Annotated in this window: 15 protein-coding genes and 1 pseudogene; 3 read left to right on the forward strand and 13 right to left on the reverse strand. The window is 31.1% G+C overall.

Annotated elements, in window-relative coordinates; translation table 11 throughout:
- Positions 1-30: 30 nt before the first annotated feature.
- From PMOB_RS11150 to PMOB_RS10785, 6 genes and pseudogenes are all read right to left on the reverse strand, one after another.
- Positions 31-141: pseudogene (locus PMOB_RS11150) on the reverse strand (ABC transporter ATP-binding protein); the annotation flags it as partial.
- Between the two features lie 327 nt (positions 142-468).
- Positions 469-1,479 carry a radical SAM/SPASM domain-containing protein gene (locus PMOB_RS03545; protein ID WP_155811044.1) on the reverse strand — a complete coding sequence of 337 codons (1,011 nt, stop codon included), beginning with the start codon at positions 1,477-1,479 and terminating at the stop codon, positions 469-471.
- Between the two features lie 20 nt (positions 1,480-1,499).
- The gene (locus PMOB_RS11010) at positions 1,500-1,634 is read right to left on the reverse strand and encodes a hypothetical protein (protein ID WP_269207890.1); all 135 of its coding nucleotides are present in this window, start codon (positions 1,632-1,634) and stop codon (positions 1,500-1,502) included.
- Between the two features lie 116 nt (positions 1,635-1,750).
- Positions 1,751-3,196 carry a radical SAM/SPASM domain-containing protein gene (locus tag PMOB_RS03550; protein ID WP_012208516.1) on the reverse strand — a complete coding sequence of 482 codons (1,446 nt, stop codon included), beginning with the start codon at positions 3,194-3,196 and terminating at the stop codon, positions 1,751-1,753.
- Positions 3,189-4,868 carry an ABC transporter ATP-binding protein gene (locus PMOB_RS03555; protein WP_012208517.1) on the reverse strand — a complete coding sequence of 560 codons (1,680 nt, stop codon included), beginning with the start codon at positions 4,866-4,868 and terminating at the stop codon, positions 3,189-3,191. Before PMOB_RS03555 ends, PMOB_RS03550 begins: the two co-directional genes overlap by 8 nt.
- A 135-nt stretch (positions 4,869-5,003) precedes the next feature.
- The gene (locus PMOB_RS10785; protein ID WP_158245402.1) at positions 5,004-5,168 is read right to left on the reverse strand and encodes a huazacin family RiPP peptide; all 165 of its coding nucleotides are present in this window, start codon (positions 5,166-5,168) and stop codon (positions 5,004-5,006) included.
- Between the two features lie 423 nt (positions 5,169-5,591).
- Here PMOB_RS10785 and PMOB_RS10905 point away from each other — a divergent pair, with 423 nt between their 5' ends.
- Both PMOB_RS10905 and PMOB_RS10410 read left to right on the forward strand, forming a co-directional pair.
- A complete protein-coding gene (locus tag PMOB_RS10905) occupies positions 5,592-5,762 on the forward strand; it encodes an IS110 family transposase (RefSeq protein ID WP_231282479.1) in 171 nt (56 codons plus the stop codon).
- Complete coding sequence (locus PMOB_RS10410; protein WP_121959183.1) at positions 5,740-6,099, forward strand: transposase; 360 nt, start codon at positions 5,740-5,742, stop codon at positions 6,097-6,099. Before PMOB_RS10905 ends, PMOB_RS10410 begins: the two co-directional genes overlap by 23 nt.
- An 8-nt stretch (positions 6,100-6,107) precedes the next feature.
- Here the strand turns inward: PMOB_RS10410 and PMOB_RS10790 are convergent, their stop codons facing one another.
- Together PMOB_RS10790 and PMOB_RS10550 are read right to left on the reverse strand one after the other, a co-directional pair.
- The gene (locus PMOB_RS10790) at positions 6,108-6,272 is read right to left on the reverse strand and encodes a huazacin family RiPP peptide (RefSeq protein WP_158245403.1); all 165 of its coding nucleotides are present in this window, start codon (positions 6,270-6,272) and stop codon (positions 6,108-6,110) included.
- Between the two features lie 356 nt (positions 6,273-6,628).
- The gene (locus tag PMOB_RS10550; protein WP_155811045.1) at positions 6,629-6,772 is read right to left on the reverse strand and encodes a hypothetical protein; all 144 of its coding nucleotides are present in this window, start codon (positions 6,770-6,772) and stop codon (positions 6,629-6,631) included.
- Positions 6,773-7,119: 347 nt separating this feature from the next.
- Here PMOB_RS10550 and PMOB_RS03565 point away from each other — a divergent pair, with 347 nt between their 5' ends.
- Positions 7,120-8,838, forward strand: coding sequence for a hypothetical protein (locus PMOB_RS03565; protein ID WP_012208519.1), 1,719 nt, complete (start codon positions 7,120-7,122; stop codon positions 8,836-8,838).
- Between the two features lie 162 nt (positions 8,839-9,000).
- Here PMOB_RS03565 and PMOB_RS03570 read toward each other — a convergent pair whose 3' ends face one another.
- The 5 genes from PMOB_RS03570 to PMOB_RS03590 form a co-directional block, all read right to left on the reverse strand.
- A complete protein-coding gene (locus PMOB_RS03570; RefSeq protein ID WP_012208520.1) occupies positions 9,001-10,320 on the reverse strand; it encodes an MFS transporter in 1,320 nt (439 codons plus the stop codon).
- Between the two features lie 48 nt (positions 10,321-10,368).
- Positions 10,369-11,598: an MFS transporter gene (locus PMOB_RS03575; protein ID WP_012208521.1), complete on the reverse strand. Its 1,230-nt coding sequence runs from the start codon at positions 11,596-11,598 to the stop codon at positions 10,369-10,371.
- Positions 11,599-11,663: 65 nt separating this feature from the next.
- A complete protein-coding gene (locus tag PMOB_RS03580; RefSeq protein ID WP_012208522.1) occupies positions 11,664-13,382 on the reverse strand; it encodes an ABC transporter ATP-binding protein in 1,719 nt (572 codons plus the stop codon).
- Positions 13,383-13,573: 191 nt separating this feature from the next.
- Positions 13,574-14,158, reverse strand: coding sequence for a hypothetical protein (locus PMOB_RS03585; protein WP_012208523.1), 585 nt, complete (start codon positions 14,156-14,158; stop codon positions 13,574-13,576).
- 11 nt (positions 14,159-14,169) lie between these two features.
- On the reverse strand, positions 14,170-16,149 hold the full coding sequence (locus PMOB_RS03590) for a methyl-accepting chemotaxis protein (protein WP_012208524.1): 1,980 nt from the start codon (positions 16,147-16,149) through the stop codon (positions 14,170-14,172).
- Between the last annotated feature and the right edge of the window lie 80 nt (positions 16,150-16,229).

A 16,229-nucleotide genomic window follows, 5' to 3' on the forward strand; every position in this document is an offset into this window, starting at 1 on the left:
CTCTTATTTTTGGTACACTTTTCATTTAGTAAGTGCAACCTTATCTGCTTTTCTTATCGTCGATAACCTGTGGGATATTATTATTAACGTCATATCGTATTCTTTTAATTCTTCAAATATCTCTTCTTCTGTTTGTGAGTCTGATAGTATGGTATAACAGCTAAAACATCTTTAACAAAAAATGGTAATTTTTTAAAATATTAATATGGATATCAAATAATGCTATTTTTGTTGACATCTTGGTAATTTCTCGAAGTACTCTTTTTTCATATAAACCAAATAGATTAAGTAATTTTGGATTATGTTTTAGTGGTGATTTATCATAACAATTATATATTATTACAAAATAAAATAAGTTTTTTAAAACTAACAAATCCCAATAAGCATTCTCAATCTCTTCTAACATGGTTCCAATTAATTCCTACTGTCTTTGTTAAATAAAGTCCGTCATAACTTACCTTTTTATTTTTAATGTATTCTCATATTGCATTTAACAAGATTGTTAAACTGTTCTTTTAAAACTATACAAGACATGCAATATTCATTAAGAATGCAATCATTACAAAATTGATTTTGTAATGATTTATCCTCCCAGATTTTTTCCAGTTCAACTATAAAGTGAGACAGTTTTCTATTTTTAAGTGATCCGAGATTGTATTTAGATCGTTTATAAAAAGCTATACAAGGATATATATCTCCTTCTTGAGACATATACATTTTGAATTGGAGACATTTATTCTGTTTCATAAAAGAAATGTTCATAGTTGGTCTCATAAGATTGTTTTTAAAAGGATTTATGAGATCTTCGTGTGGATAATTTTGAATAATATTCTCCTTTCTTATATTTTTTTCGTCTAATATAAATTTATTTGGAACATTAAGAACCAATCGAAAAGGTAAGTTATATTCCTTTAAAAGAATTACTCTATTTTCAATTTCACGATTATATTCAACATTATCTTCAATTATTTGAAATAAAATTTGTAATTTATATTTTTTTAAAACAGAAATTTTATTTTTGTCTAATAGCATTCCATTTGTAATGAGAAAAAAGTTAAGATCAAATTTTGTTGCAATATCCATAAATCCAATTAACTTATCAAATTCCGTTAATGGATCTCCTCCAGTGAGAAAAATCTGATTGCATCCATGATTAGTTAATTCAATCATAAATTTAATAATTGTATTTTCGTTCAGTAAATAATTAGGTCTATAACTATCTGGGGTTTTTACACAACTAATACATGGAAAAAGTCTTGTTTTTTCGCATGCATTACAATCAAGAGAGCAACTAGAAACTAAATTTATATACATCGCTTTTATTTCTGATATACTGTCAGATTCAATTGGTATAGAAGTTCCTGCAGTCCATTCGTCGTGAAAATATTTAATATAAGGCTCTCTTGTAAATCTTATGAGTTTGTTAAGCATTAAAAAGTTTAATGTTTCCTTCCATTTTTCTTTATATATGGTTTCCATATTATTAAGGTCTAACCCGTTCAATGCTTTTTTAGCATTTCTAAATATTCTTTTTCTACAATAAATATTTTAGAGTTTGGAAAATCTTGAATTACCCCTCTATCATTATTATGAACAAATTTTACACCATATCCTAAACTAATATACCATTTCATATGATTAACCTCCTATGAATAAATCACTTTGATTTCAAGAAGTTATATAATAAAATATTTAATAATAAAAATAATTCTTTGTATTATTAAAAATAAAATTAATAAAATTTATATTGTTATTTTTGATATTTATTTCTAAAATATGTTGGATTATGTATAAGAATTTCTGTCAAGTCTTTTAAATCTTCTGTAGTAGATTTTATCCTGCTTTCACAAAAAACTTCTGGTCTCTCAAAGAGTCTTTTTGTGGCAAAGGTTGCATAACATCCTCCGCATACTCTGCTTATAGGACAGTTCCCACATTTTGTTAAAATTTCTTCATCATATTTTTTCATCAGCCGCAATATTTTGTTTAAATCTAATCCTGAATATATATTGCCTATAGAAAAATGACTATTTATTTTTTCACATATATGAATTCTCCCTTCAGTGTCTACATATATTTTATCTCCAGGTATACAAGTTCCTGTAAATGAAGTAAAAAAAGTATTATTACAATAAAATTTAAATCTATTGTAGAGTGAAAAAAGGGAAGTTCCAAATAGTAAATCAGAATAACGGGAAGTCTTTTCACCAGATTTTATATTTTCAATGTATTGTTTCTTCTTACAAAAATATGTTTTTATAAAATTATTTTTTTCTTGTAAACTGAAACGCTTATAATAAGAAGAGAATAAAGGCTCAACCATGCTTACTCTTATAAGCGAAGGGAGATCTACATTTTCAAAAAATTCCTCCGCCTTATAAATATTGGTGCCAAAGTCATAACAAGCAAGGAGATTAAGATTCTTCCACAGCGTGGGATATAATTCTCTAATCTTCATCAGATTGTTAAATATCTGATCAAAACTTCCTTTATTTTCACTGAAAACTCTATTTCTATCATGTTCTTCTTTTGGACCATCTAAACTTATCGACACATAGAAATCCTTTACTTTTGCTATATATCGAATCACCTCACTTGATAGTAATGTGCCATTAGTCGTTATATTAAACATGGGATCATAGAAGTTATATTTTTTTATTACGTACTCTACTATCTTTGTAATTAACTTAAATTCAAGCAATGGTTCTCCACCATAGAAAGTAAAAGTAGGCCTTTTTTTAGGATTATATTGAAACACTTTTATGAAATAGTACATATATAGGTCTATCGCTTTCTTTGCAATCTCAAATGTCATTATTTTCTTACTATAATTACGATGATATGGATATTTATCTGAATATATGCAATATTTGCAACGTAGATTACATTGCTCGGTTATCTCAAATATTAGTTGTTTCATTCCAAAATTTTCAATATGATTTTTAATATCTTCTATAGTAAGTTTTTTCTTACCCTTGTAGCTGATTGATTTGCAAGTATTATCATACTTTTTGAGAAAGGAATCATAGTATTGCATATTATAATCATGGAAGATATCCCTTTCTAAAGATTCACTTTTTCTTTCTCCACTAATTATATTTAATAGAGACTCATCAATATTAAAAATTAAACCTGAATCATTATCATAGATATATAAGTTTTTTTCATTAATCTGAAATCTTAGAAAATTAGACATTTTGTTCACTCCAATTGTTTGACTTTAACATCAAATTTATCGTTCTATTGCATATATCAGTAAAATAGTCGGAGTGGTCTATTATTATGCATATTTTTTCACATAATTCTGTATCTATAAACGATTTAATTAACTCTTTTGTTTCTTTATCTAAATGTGCAGCCGCTTCATCAAAGATAAATAAATCGGAAGAATCTGATTTTATAAGTGCTCGCGCTATTGCTACTTTTTGTATTTCTCCTCCAGAAAGCTTTATCCCATTTTCCCCTACTAAGGTCTTATCCTTTAAAGGAAGGTTATCTACAAACTGCTTTAACCCAGATTTTTTTAGTGCTGTCTCGTATTTTTCCTCACTTACGTCCCCTGCTATTTTTATATTGTTCTCTATGGTATCGTTGAATAAGAATATCTTCTGTGAAACTATTGATATTCTACTTCTTAAAGATCTTTTTGAAAGTTTTTTCAAGTCTATAGAATTTATTAAAATTTCACCGTCATAATTGTCATATAAACCTAATATCAATCTTATGATTGTAGACTTTCCACTACCATTGGGTCCTTTCAAAAGTAATTTATCCCCTCTTTTTGCTTTTAAATTAAAATTATTTAAAACAGTTTCTTTCCCATCAGGATAGCTAAATGTCACATTTTTCATTTCAATCATATTTATTTCGTTTATTTTTATTTTATCGGATGTTTCACTCTCTTGAGGATACTTTAAGAAGAAATTCTTGATTCTATCAAGAGCTACAAAAGCTGGTTTGAAAGTAAACATACTTAAATTCCAATTGATTACTGGGGCATATAATTTTCCAAAATATCCGACAAATGCCATATAAGTTCCTATTGATAAACTTTCTTGGAGGACACCTTTTCCACCTATATAGAGAAGAAGAACACTTACAATTGAAGAAAGAAGAATAATAACTTCGGAGCCAACCGATAATAGGATACTGTATTTTATCGAAGATTTTACATAATCTTTATTGATTTTGTTTATCTTTTCAGTTTCTTTATCTTCTAAATTCATTCTCTTGATTTCTTCAACTCCACTTACTGACTGCTGAAATTTACCATGAAATGTAGCTGCTTTTTCCATTGTTTGACTTGTGAGTTTACCAAAAGCATTTTCAAAGGTTTTTGTGATTAAATAGAATACAGGTATTATTAAGACTAAAATTAGAGTTAACTTAACGTTCATTAAAAACATGATTATCATTGCTCCTATGAATTCAAAAATGCTCAGAATCAACTTGAAACTTTGCATAGAAAATAATGGACTTAAAGAATCAACTTCTCCAAATCTTGAAACAATGTAACCACTTTCACTGTTCGAAAAAAATTCTAATGGTAATTTTATAATGTGATTTGTCAAATCTTTTTTTATTTCTAATAAAGTGTTCTGACTAACTATGGTGAAAAGTGCCGAACTTAAATAATTAAATGTGCTTTTTAAAATATAAATTACAACAAGCATTAAAACGTATTTTGTCAGAATACTCAAGTTTTTCATCATTATTCCTTCATCAAAAGCTAACTTGGTAACATAGGGAGGCAAAAGAGAAATTAACGATAAGCCAATTAAAAAAAGAAATGATATAATAAATAATTTTATTTTTGGTTTTATGTAATTAAAAACAAATTTCACAAATTGAGTATTTTTCACATTCATGTTTCTTGGGCCTCCTTTTAGATAAACTGACTTTGGAGAGAGAGAAGGAAAGTATTTTGATTATACTCACCTTCTCTTATTTATTTACTTACTCAATTGACTGTTCATTTAACTAATCATAAGAGTAGAATTTTATTAAATAAAAGAAGCTGAAGCTAAACTAGTTTTACTACCAGAGGTTGAGCCTGCAACATCAGCAATAGGTACTGGGCCATCTGCAATACATATAAGACATACAGCTAAACATCCTGACCCACAAACAATCCAGCATCCAACACCGTCCGGATTCATTTCTTTCATACTATTCACCCCCTCGTATAATAGTAAATTGAGAAACACATTTTTCCTTGGTTCTAAGATAGCCTTTTTCTTTTGTTTTTTATTCTTTTAATTTTTTTATTCTTCTTTGAAAAGAGGTATCCAAATGCTAGAATTAAGATACGACTCATCTAGTGAAGGAAGATTCTAGATTCTCCTTGCAAAACCCTTTGGGTTGTTGCCTGAAAAAGCGTGCTTCCTGACTTGGCTGTCATTGCTGCCTACTTCAATTACTGCATCTCTTTGATTAGGTCAACAGCAAGACTATTTTTCAAAGATGGATGCCAATCACGAGGTTTCAGTCAGCTGCCAAGATTAGGATACCTCTTTCACTGTTTCTTTTACCCTTTTGTTTATTGTCTTAATCCTAAGACTATTTCTAATCATAGAAAGTCTTTTGTCGATATGGATAAAACCGATCCTTTGGATGCTTACGTTATCGCCGATTTCGCTAGATGTGGCAAGATTTCTTCTTCTCCTTGGCGTGGTTCTCAGTTCTTAGCTTTGAAAAGACTTACTCGCCATAGGTTCCATTTGGTTCAATTGATGAGTCGTGAGAAAGTTTATAGCGAATAACTCCTATCGTTTGGATGAGGTGTTGTATGAACCTTTGAATATCGCTATTTCCTCTTCTCTTAACGTTATTAAAGCTTTGGAGAACGAGATTAAATTAGTTGATAAGGCTATTGAGAAAACTATCAAAGGACTTAATCCTAATGAGTATATCTGTCTTATTTCTATTCCTGGTATCGGTCCTGTTATCGCTGCGGGTATCTTAGCTGAGATAGGTTCTGTTACTTTTTTCAATTCTAACAATTCTTTGGCTAAGTTCGCTGGTTTGACTTGGCAATCTTTTTCCTTTTTACCCCTTGACTTTTTACCAATTAGCTCTTACATAATATATATGCTCTAAAATCTAAATTAAGCAGCAACTCCAGCGGCAAAAATAGCTTTAGCTCCGGCCGTAAGTCCTACAGAATCAGCAACTGGAATAGGGCCATCAGCGACGCATATAAGACATGGAAATAAGCAACCCGCACATGCTAAACAACCTATTCCTTCAGGATCAACATCAATTTCTGCCATATTAATTCACCCCCTTGTATAATAATTAAATTGCGAAACGCATTCTTTCTTGGTTTTAAAATGGTTTTTTCTTTTGTTTTTATTCCTTTTTAATTTTTTAAGATATGACTCATCTTGAGAATGAAAATCCTCTACCTTCTACAAAACTTTGGGTTGTTACATTAAAAATGTGCTTTCTGATTTAACATATTATCTAGTTCAACTAGTATATATCTTTGATTAGGTCAAAAGCAAGACTATTTTTCAAAGGTAAATGCTAATCAAAAGGGTTCAATCAGAAACTAAGATCTGGTAACTATACTTCCAAGAATAATAGAATGATTAAAACAGGTAATCATAAAGTTTAAAATACATACTTACCAACTTTCTTTAATAATATTCATCATAGCTCCAGTTTCCAACATATTTGTTTTAACAGCGTCCTTATCATCTCCTCCAAAAGTAATTATTCCTAATGAAAACATCACCATCATGATTACTATAACAAGCACCTTTTTCATTTTTGAGCCCCCCACATAATTTAAGATAAACCTCCCTTCACTATTTATAATACTCTTTTCCATATGGTTTTCAAGTGTTTTGTCAACTTCTAAAATGCGCATAAACAAAGGATTGTTATTTTTGAATTTTTAAAAATAAATGTTACAACTTCTCGTTTTTTACATTTCATCTTCTCCTACTTTTGCTTTATGTCAAGAATAATAAAGGTTATGATATAATAATCTTTGTAATAAAAAATACGCTGTTTCTACAAGACGTTAACATTATAGGAAAAGCAATCCTAAGTAACTTTTAGGTGCCGATTCAGTAACTAAAAGATTATATATCGGTTGGGGGGGAATTAGAGATGAATATAAAAGATATTGTAGAAATACTCAACTTTGGTCAGTTTTCAAAACCGTTTTTAAATTATATGGGTGAGTATTTGAAAAATGAATCAATAAAACAACATGAAGATGTTATTAATTACATTGATGTATTAAAATTAAAATGGGCTGCAAAATATGAAGAAGCACTTGAAAAGGTAGAAAATGCAATAACGTTATCTAAAAAAAGAAGCATTAATTATTTACTTTTAGCGGAAAAGATGGATGTATTGGTTAAACTTTCAAAGGAGAAAGAAATTAAAGAAACTTTCGATGAGTTAAGAAACGGGTTCTCTAAACTTCCAAGGTATCTTAGAGGACTCGTTATAGAAACTTTAAGAAACATACGAGAAATGTATTATGAATCCAATGAAAGTATGGAAAAGGTTAGATATTGGAGTGAAGAATACGAAAACAATCCTTTTGATAAAGGGTTTATCCTCATGGCTGATGCAAGAGAGAAAAAGAATGAAGGAAAATATGAAGAAGCGACTCAGTTAAACATTGAAGCATTTAAGATATTGAAAGATGTTCCTCATCCATCTGGGATAGTACAAGCTTTAAACAATATAAGTTGGTGGTTAAAAGATGTAGATAAAAGTATCGCTTTAAACTTTAGCATTCCATTAGGATTTTACCTTGGTTATTACTTTGACGATGATAATTGCAAAATTTTCAATTCACTTGATACTATCTTTCAAGTACAAAAAGAAAACAACGATCCAATGATATATGAAACAGCGTTTATTTTCTCAAAGTGTTTATCAAAGGTTGATAAAGAAAGATGCAACATTTTAAAAAGACAATGTGGAGAAAGTATCAATCAGTTAAAATACTGTGTTTTTAACTTAGATAACAGTTATTACTTAAACACAAAGACGTTAAGAAATTTTATAAAGCAAGAAATAGAAAAAGGGCAAGTTCCTATTAAAGAACTAAATATCTCAAAAAGAACGTTGAATGATTTCTTGTTTGGAAAAACAAAGCAAATAAAGCCAAATACATTGAGAAAGATAATAAACAACCTTGAGTTTGAAATAAACACCTCTCTTGCTATTCCAATAGTAAAAGAGTTAAAAAAGAAAGATATAGACAAAAAGTTTGAAGAAAACTTTTACAAATTTATAAAGTTAAAGGTAGAAAACCAACTTTCTGAATTTTTTACTTCGTATCTTGTTCATTATTATAAGCAAGAGGTTAAATTAGAAAAGGTGATTAAAGAGATAGAAAGTGGAAGTTTAATCAAAGAAAGATGTGATTATTACACAAGAGAGTTAATAAACTCAATATTTGAAGAAACTCCAAAGATAGATGTTGATTCATTACTTACAAACAACCAAAGACTAAAAACATTCACAAACAAAGATATAACTTTTAAAGAACATCCTTACTATTCAGCAAGGAAAATCCTTGTAAAAAGATTCATGAAAGACTTAAATAAAAAGAATTTAAAAGAGTTCATTGAAAATTACATTGGACTTGATACAAAACAAAAAAAGACAGTAGAAAAGTTCATAATGAATTACGGTAGGTACTATGATTTGAAGGATATCCCCAAAGAATTCACACCGAAAGTACCAAAAGAGATTGATCCATTCGTGAAAAAGTATACGTTGAAAAGGAAACCTTCTGCTATTTCTTTTTATGTTTTTGAAGGGGAAGAGAGAGAAGAGTTTGTGGAAATTTGCAATAATTTTTAATTGAAAAGACTCACATTAGATGTCCGTAAAAAAGATTGGTTATCTCATAGACATAAATACCTTCAAACCAATTCCTTATTTGAATGACAATTAATTAAGATATAACTTTCACTCCAGATTCATTAACCCCTATTTTCGGTAAAAAATTGGGCTCACTTTTTGTTAATCTAAAACTGCATCTGGATTATTTTCTTCTAGGTTCATTACTACTTTATTAAATAGCATTAAAACACAAACGACAATTAAAATCAAACCAGATAGAATGAACATAAGTCCTATCCCCCTGTTTTTCCCAACACCTATTAAAGAGCCAATCCAAGTATTCGATAATGTACCTCCATCGATAAGAAGTGGATTGAATACTTTTTCTGCCAAAACACCTGATAATACAATTGCAACTGGAGTTATAATTTTCAAAAGTCCATCTATCACAGCACCCACTCTCCCCAAAACTTTACCTTCAATTTTGACCTGCATTATCGTACCCAATGTCGCATTTGTGAATGGAACAGGCAACATAAATATGAAAAATCCCACACCAATTATATACCAAAGAGGCGATACACCCATCACACACAAACCTATACCTGATAGTATGAGGCTGATAAATATCGCCTTTACCCTATTTTTACTAGTTGGTATAGTACTTGCAACTAACCCTCCTAAAACTAATGCTACTCCTGATAAGGAGTTTACCATCCCATAAATTACTGAATTATAATTGCCCATTATTATTGGTCCAACAAGTACAAAACTTAAATTAGCTATAAAGTTTAACAGGGCAAATACTGCTATGAGTGAGAAAAAACCTTGTTTCCCTTTTAAATATGTAAGGGCATATTTAAAATCATTGATTATATTACCCATATTTACCCTTTTATCTTTGATAACAGGCTGTGGGATTTTTTGTGATACAACCGTTCCTATTGCTACGAAAAAGGTTATAAAATCGATTGTTAATAAACCTGATAAATCAATTAAAGGGTATAGAGCTCCTGCTACTACAGGTGCTATTATATTTTGAATGGATGGGATTAATTGCATCATTCCATTTGCCCTACCAAGGTTTTTCTTAGGAACAATTTCTGGAATAGAGGCAGTGAATGCAGGACTTTGAAACGTCCCAAATATTGCAGATATGAAGTTAATAGGAAAAATCATCCATAGTTTCATTTGCTCCGATATAAGCAATATGATCATAAACATTTTTAAAAGTGCGTCAAATGCGTCTGTGAATATAATTATATTTTTCCTGTTTTTCCTATCAGCGACTGTTCCTGCGATCGGTGCAAAGATTATCCCTGGTAAAATCCGCATTAAAACAGTCATAGTAAAAGTCATTGCACTTCCAGTTGCTTCTAAAACCCAGACAGATAACCCAAAAGTTGTCAAACCAGAACCTAAAATAGAGACGAATTGCCCTATCCAAATTATCATAAATTTTTTCATGGATTTTTCTTGGTCTAACTTTTTTTGATTCATCCCTTTTAACCTCCTGATAATACCTTATGAAAACAAGCATTAATTTCACTAATTTGATTCCTCAACATTCTCAATCACTTCTCTCACAGTTCTTATTTTTGTACCAATTTTGATTAATAGAGTAATAGTAATAATGCTTCCTATAAAGGCTAACAACCAATTGTAGCGAAAACCTATTTGATCCGCAATATAACCACTTACCAAAGGGATAGTGAAACCAAACAAGGATCCAGCAGCAGAAATAGCTGAAATATAAGATGCTCTTCTCTCACTTGGAATAAAATCATGAACCCATACTGAACTAGCACTCATATCTATGCCCAATCCCAATTCGATTAAACAGGCTCCTATGTAGAAAGCAACAATTGAAGTGTGAGAAGCAATTGTAATAGAACCTATTGCAATTAAACCTTGCCCCATTATTGATACTTTCACACCTTCAAAACGCTTTAGAAGTATGCCTGCTAAACTATTTCCGATGGCTAAAACTACAAGAAAAATGGCCATTGTGAAACCTAAGTATGCAGTAGGCAATTTAAGCTCTTTGACCATATATAATTGCCATATCATTACAAAGGTCTGAAATGCAATTCTTCCTGACATAGAGTAAATCAAAATTAATCTCATTGTCGTACTTTTAAAAATATCAATTGTGTTTCGAGCAAGGGCTTTTCTAAATGAAATTGCCCTATCTCCGTAATTTTCATTTAAAATGAAAATAAGTATGATCGATGTCCCAAGTGCCATTATACCAGCAACCAATAAGGGAAAATCCGGACGACCAATTGCAAGAGCAGAGGACAATAAAGCCACAATAGCACCGAATATTAGTGAAATTGCATTTGCATTCGGAAACACTTTCGCTTTTAAATGCGCTCGACCCTCTTTAGTAATTTCATCTACAAACCAAGCTCCTGGAGTACCACTAATCAATGAAACGCCGACCGCCCATAGTAAAATACTCAAGATAAAAGTAAATAGATTATTTGCTTGGAAGAATACCAGTAAACCTATGGACCATATAAAAAATCCTAACACTAAAGATCTTTTCCGACCGTATCTATCAGCAATGTTTCCAGTTGGATAGTCAAATATACTTAATGCTATTGAAGCAATCGCTAATACCTGGCCAATTTGAAATGAAGTTAATCCCCTTATCCCCATATGAGCAACATAGACAGTCCCGAATAATTTATCAATACTTTCGTAAAGTATAATTATAAAATAATATTTGACTATTGTAGAGTCAAGTTTGATTGATTTACCAAAACGCCTCATAAGTCCTACCCCCGGTTTTTATGAGATTACTGCCTGATGAATGAACTATAATTCCTTTTAAGCTTTTATCTGTCATTCTGAGCATCTTTGACATACTGTTTCTTAAATAATTCTCTATAACTTTCATTCTTTTGGTATAACTCTATGTGTGAGCCCGAATCCACTATAGTACCGTTTGCCATAAAATATATCTTATCTGCTTTTGTTATTGTTGAAAGACGATGAGAAACCAAGATTATTGCCATATCTTTTTCCTTTTCCTTTAGACTTTCAAATATTAATTCTTCAGTCTGTGAATCCATTGCAGAAGTAGCTTCATCCAACAAAAGCACCTTAGGCGGATGTAATAATGTTCGAGCTAAATTGACTCTTTGCTTTTGCCCACTGGATAAAAGCAAACAGTTTTTATTAAGAGACTCTGAAAATTCTGTTAGTTGTGTGATTTCTAAAATCTTATTTATTGTACTTTTTTCAACTTTTTCACCTAATAAGATATTCTCTTCTATGCTTGCATTGAATATGAAAGGAGAACTTTCTACATATTTTATATTTCTTCTTAAATCTGAAAGATCATATTGTGAAAGTTTTAATTTATTTAACAATATTTCTCCTCGTTGCGGTTTATATAGCTCAGTTAACAGTAAAAGTAAAGTGCTTTTCCCGGCTCCGGTTGATCCAACAATGGCTATCTTTTCACCTTTGCTGATTTGTAAATTTATATTCTTTAATATATAAGTATTTCCTTCGTATGAGAAAAAAACATTATGAAAATCAATTGTAAATTCTTTTGGAAAGCGCATTCCTTTACGTACTTTTTCCTCTTCTTGGTTTAGTAAAGTTTCAATTCTATCTATTGATGGAAAAGCCGCTGGTGTGGTAGTAAAGAGAAAAGCTAAGTTCCATACTGGAACATATAGCCTTCCAACGAATGTGAAAAAGGCGATCAGCGTTGGAATATCTACCAAACCCCTCATTGATAAAATTGCACCTATACACAAAATAATAATAGGTAAACCTTCTTCAATATACATAGTTATACTATTATATAGTTTTTCATAAAAACTTTTGTTTTTCATAGAGTTATTCCAATTGCGGATCTTGTTTTGAAAAAGATGGTAAAAATAGGTAGTTTTTTCCAATAATCTTATGATAATTGAGGAATTTATCCCTTCTTCTATTGATTTCACAACGTTATCGTTTGCCTCTCGTTCTAACAAAGACATACTTTCCATCTTTGGTTTGAACTGCTTTTGGCATAATAAGTATATGGGCAGGGAACAAACAAATATTATGGCTAAATAAGTATTTAATTTAAAAGCGACATAACATCCTACCGAAAATTCAGCTAACGCCTGAAAAACAGATGTAAAAAAAGGTGCTTCTTCTCCAACTATGTCAATATCAGAGGTGAATCGCGCCATCAATTCACCCGATGGCTTCCTTTTATGGTACGAAGCTGGTAATTTTAGAACTTTTAGGTATAATTTCTCACGCAAGCTCCCTTTCACTAACAGTTTCAAAATGTCTCCATGATAATCACTTAAAAACCAAATAAAACGTGTGAAAGAATAAATAACAAGTATCAATAAAGCTGTAATTAGGGCACTTTTTATCCCTTGGCCATCGTTTATTGTTGTAATTTCTTGCATCAAGTTTTCAATTAAAAATGGAGTCACGGCTACTAGTGGTATTGATGAGAAAATTAGTATGAAATTTATAAATAATTCTTTTTTAAATCGAGAGACCTCTTCCCAAAGAAAATACAAGGCGTTTTTATACTTCATTAAAGTCCCTCCATTTGATGAGAAGAGCTTATAAAAATTTGCCACAATCTTTAATTAAAAAACGCCCATTTAGGGCGTCTTTTGAAAACTATTTCAACAACTTTTTTAGCTCTTCTTATGAATTTAGCTCCCCTTCGCCCCTCAATTTATCTGTCAATATCTACACTATACTCTGTAACCCGCCAATCTTGTTATTTTAGGTATCCTTCTTTTTTTAAGAAATACTGTGATAAATTTAGTATTCTTTTATCCTTCATTAGGTCTTTGAAGAATTTTTCGTATTCTGGTTCGCTTTTGTACCATTTGTGTATTAAGTCTAAAAAACCGATATCTTCATCCTCTTGCTTTATATACAACCTTGCATAACCATATCTGTTCCATATATTTATCTGGACCATGTAATCATAAGATAAAGATTCTATGATTCCTTTTAGGGTTTCTCTGTCTTTTTGTATGGCTTCTTTTTCTTTTTCTAAAATTGAGAGAAGGAATAACAAGAATCCTTCTCCCAGTTCACTAATGATTATTTCATTTTTTTGAGACGTTTCTTCATCAAAATCATAAAAATCATCGCCTTTTTGAAGTGCATAACCAGGTACTATTTCAAAGGTTTTTAAGATTTTTAGTACTTCTACTATTTCCTTTTTGCCTTTCACTTCTTTTCTGAATCTAAGGATGTTTTCTCTTTCATAAGTTTCAAATTTGAGTTTGTCTAAAACTTCAAGTTGGTTGTCAGTGAGTGCTTCTAAATAGTAACCTAAGTACAGTTTAATCAAGATAAATTCTCCTACAGTCTGAATATTTTCAACTGTTCCGAAAGCTCTTCCGATAAAGTAGAGAGTTCTTGAGAGTTCTTTTCAATCTTCTTTGCGTCTTCTTTTTGGGTGTTAATTGAATTGGTTATCTCACTCAAACTTTCGCTAATAGAGGTTATCGCTTGTGCGACTCTATCCATGGCTGAACTCATTTCTTCTGTGCTTGCGCTTTGTTCTTGCGAAGTTGCTGTTAAGTTGTCTATTCCGCTGTTTAAATCTTTTACCATGTTTAAAATTTGTTGGAATTTATCGTTTATACCGTACATTTGATCGTTGATACTTTGGATTATTCCAACGGTTTCGTTTGTGCTGTCATTTACGACGTTGGTACTGTTTTTAATACCTTCAATCATTCTTTCGATTTGTGAAGTTGAATTTTTGGAATCTTCCGCCAAACTTCTTATTTCATCTGCTACAACTGCGAATCCTTTCCCTGCTTCCCCTGCCCTTGCTGCCTCTATAGCAGCGTTCAAGGCTAGAAGGTTAGTTTGCTCTGTTATAGAATTTATCGTGTTAACGATCTTACCAATGTTTTCAGATCTTTCTATTAGGGCTTTAACCACATTCTGGGTTTTTTTAGATTTATCCACAGCCTCTTTTATCGTTTTATCTATAGATTTTATAGACTCAAGTCCTTCGTTGGCGGCATTTTCTGTTTCTGAAGCAGCGGTGTTAAGTTCTTGAGCTGATTTAGAAACATTTTGAGCGGCTGCCGATATTTCCTGAATCCCTGATGTAACCTCTTCAACGGAGGCGGAAGTATCTTCAGCGTTTTCACTTATTTCAGCAGCCTTTTCCGAAAGGGTTTGTGCCGATTGAGAACTGTTTTTAGAAATATTGAGTAATTCCATAGCAGAACTGTCGATCTTTAAAGAGCCTTCTCTTATTGAGATTATAGAGTTTTTCCAAGCACTTATTGCTTGATTTAGTGAACCTGCCATTTGCCCAATTTCGTCCTTGGAGTTTATTTCAACGGAAGTTGATAAATTGCCTTCTCCTACCTCTGAAAGATACGTCTTCAGTTTGTTTATCGGTTTTATAATGTAGTAAATAACGAATAAAATACCTACTATTACTGCAACTACGGCTATTATTATGAAGAGTATAAGAGTGAACATCGTGGTAGATCTTACTTCACCGAATAAATTGTTAGTATCTACTTGGGTAATAACGGTCCAATTCGGATCACTAATTTTATTATACGCTAAGAATGTCGACCCATTTTGAACATACATGGAACCACTGTTTTGAGTTAAATTTTTAAAGTATTCTTCTTGTGAAATGTCTTGACCAATTGTATCACTTTCAGGATGAAAGATAACCTGACCTTTTTGGTTTATTACATAAATCGTTTCTCCAGTTCCTAACTCATTACCAATAATTTCATAAACCTTGGACATATTTAGTTCTATCCTCACTACTCCGGCTATTTCATTTTCAGCGTTTTTTATAGCCTTTGAAAGAGTAACTATGGTGTCACCTGTTACTGATTGCTCAAAAGGATCTGATACTACAACTTCTTCTGGCTTTTGAATAGCATCTTTGTACCATGGCCTTACTCTTGGATCATAATCACTTGCTAGTTGGTTTTCGTATTCTATAGGTCTTGCAAAAGCATCACCATTTTTTGAACCTACATTAATAGACGCGAATTCAGGGTATTCATCACTGAAATTTTGGAGCTTTTGATACATTCTTTCTCTTTCTTCTTGTGATTGCTCAAGCAAATTGATGACATCGGGATCAACAGCTATTGAAGAAGTAACTTTTTTGAGATCATTCATGTACTGACCCAAAAAATTTGCTGTTTGGAAATTGTTTACTTCAATTAATTGGGAAGTGTCATCTTTTAATATGTTGCTATAATTCAATGATGAATATGTGATAAAAAACGCCATAGGTACAACGGATACCAAGATGATTAAAACTGCCATTTTCCACTTGAGAGTCATATTTATTTCCCCCTGAATTTATTTTTTTATTTTGCCTTTAGAATTTTATAGCGCCCTTTCACCCCGCACCCCAACTTTTT

This window comes from Petrotoga mobilis SJ95, from assembly GCF_000018605.1.
Taxonomy (GTDB): domain Bacteria; phylum Thermotogota; class Thermotogae; order Petrotogales; family Petrotogaceae; genus Petrotoga; species Petrotoga mobilis.

Coding starts and splice junctions, on each gene's coding strand:
- PMOB_RS03545 (WP_155811044.1), bottom strand. CDS start 1,479: ATGGAAACCATATATAAAGAAAAATGGAAGGAAACATTAAACTTTTTA.
- PMOB_RS11010 (WP_269207890.1), bottom strand. CDS start 1,634: ATGAAATGGTATATTAGTTTAGGATATGGTGTAAAATTTGTTCATAAT.
- PMOB_RS03550 (WP_012208516.1), bottom strand. CDS start 3,196: ATGTCTAATTTTCTAAGATTTCAGATTAATGAAAAAAACTTATATATC.
- PMOB_RS03555 (WP_012208517.1), bottom strand. CDS start 4,868: ATGAATGTGAAAAATACTCAATTTGTGAAATTTGTTTTTAATTACATA.
- PMOB_RS10785 (WP_158245402.1), bottom strand. CDS start 5,168: ATGAAAGAAATGAATCCGGACGGTGTTGGATGCTGGATTGTTTGTGGG.
- PMOB_RS10905 (WP_231282479.1), top strand. CDS start 5,592: ATGGATAAAACCGATCCTTTGGATGCTTACGTTATCGCCGATTTCGCT.
- PMOB_RS10790 (WP_158245403.1), bottom strand. CDS start 6,272: ATGGCAGAAATTGATGTTGATCCTGAAGGAATAGGTTGTTTAGCATGT.
- PMOB_RS10550 (WP_155811045.1), bottom strand. CDS start 6,772: ATGAAAAAGGTGCTTGTTATAGTAATCATGATGGTGATGTTTTCATTA.
- PMOB_RS03565 (WP_012208519.1), top strand. CDS start 7,120: ATGAATATAAAAGATATTGTAGAAATACTCAACTTTGGTCAGTTTTCA.
- PMOB_RS03570 (WP_012208520.1), bottom strand. CDS start 10,320: ATGAATCAAAAAAAGTTAGACCAAGAAAAATCCATGAAAAAATTTATG.
- PMOB_RS03575 (WP_012208521.1), bottom strand. CDS start 11,598: ATGAGGCGTTTTGGTAAATCAATCAAACTTGACTCTACAATAGTCAAA.
- PMOB_RS03580 (WP_012208522.1), bottom strand. CDS start 13,382: ATGAAGTATAAAAACGCCTTGTATTTTCTTTGGGAAGAGGTCTCTCGA.
- PMOB_RS03590 (WP_012208524.1), bottom strand. CDS start 16,149: ATGACTCTCAAGTGGAAAATGGCAGTTTTAATCATCTTGGTATCCGTT.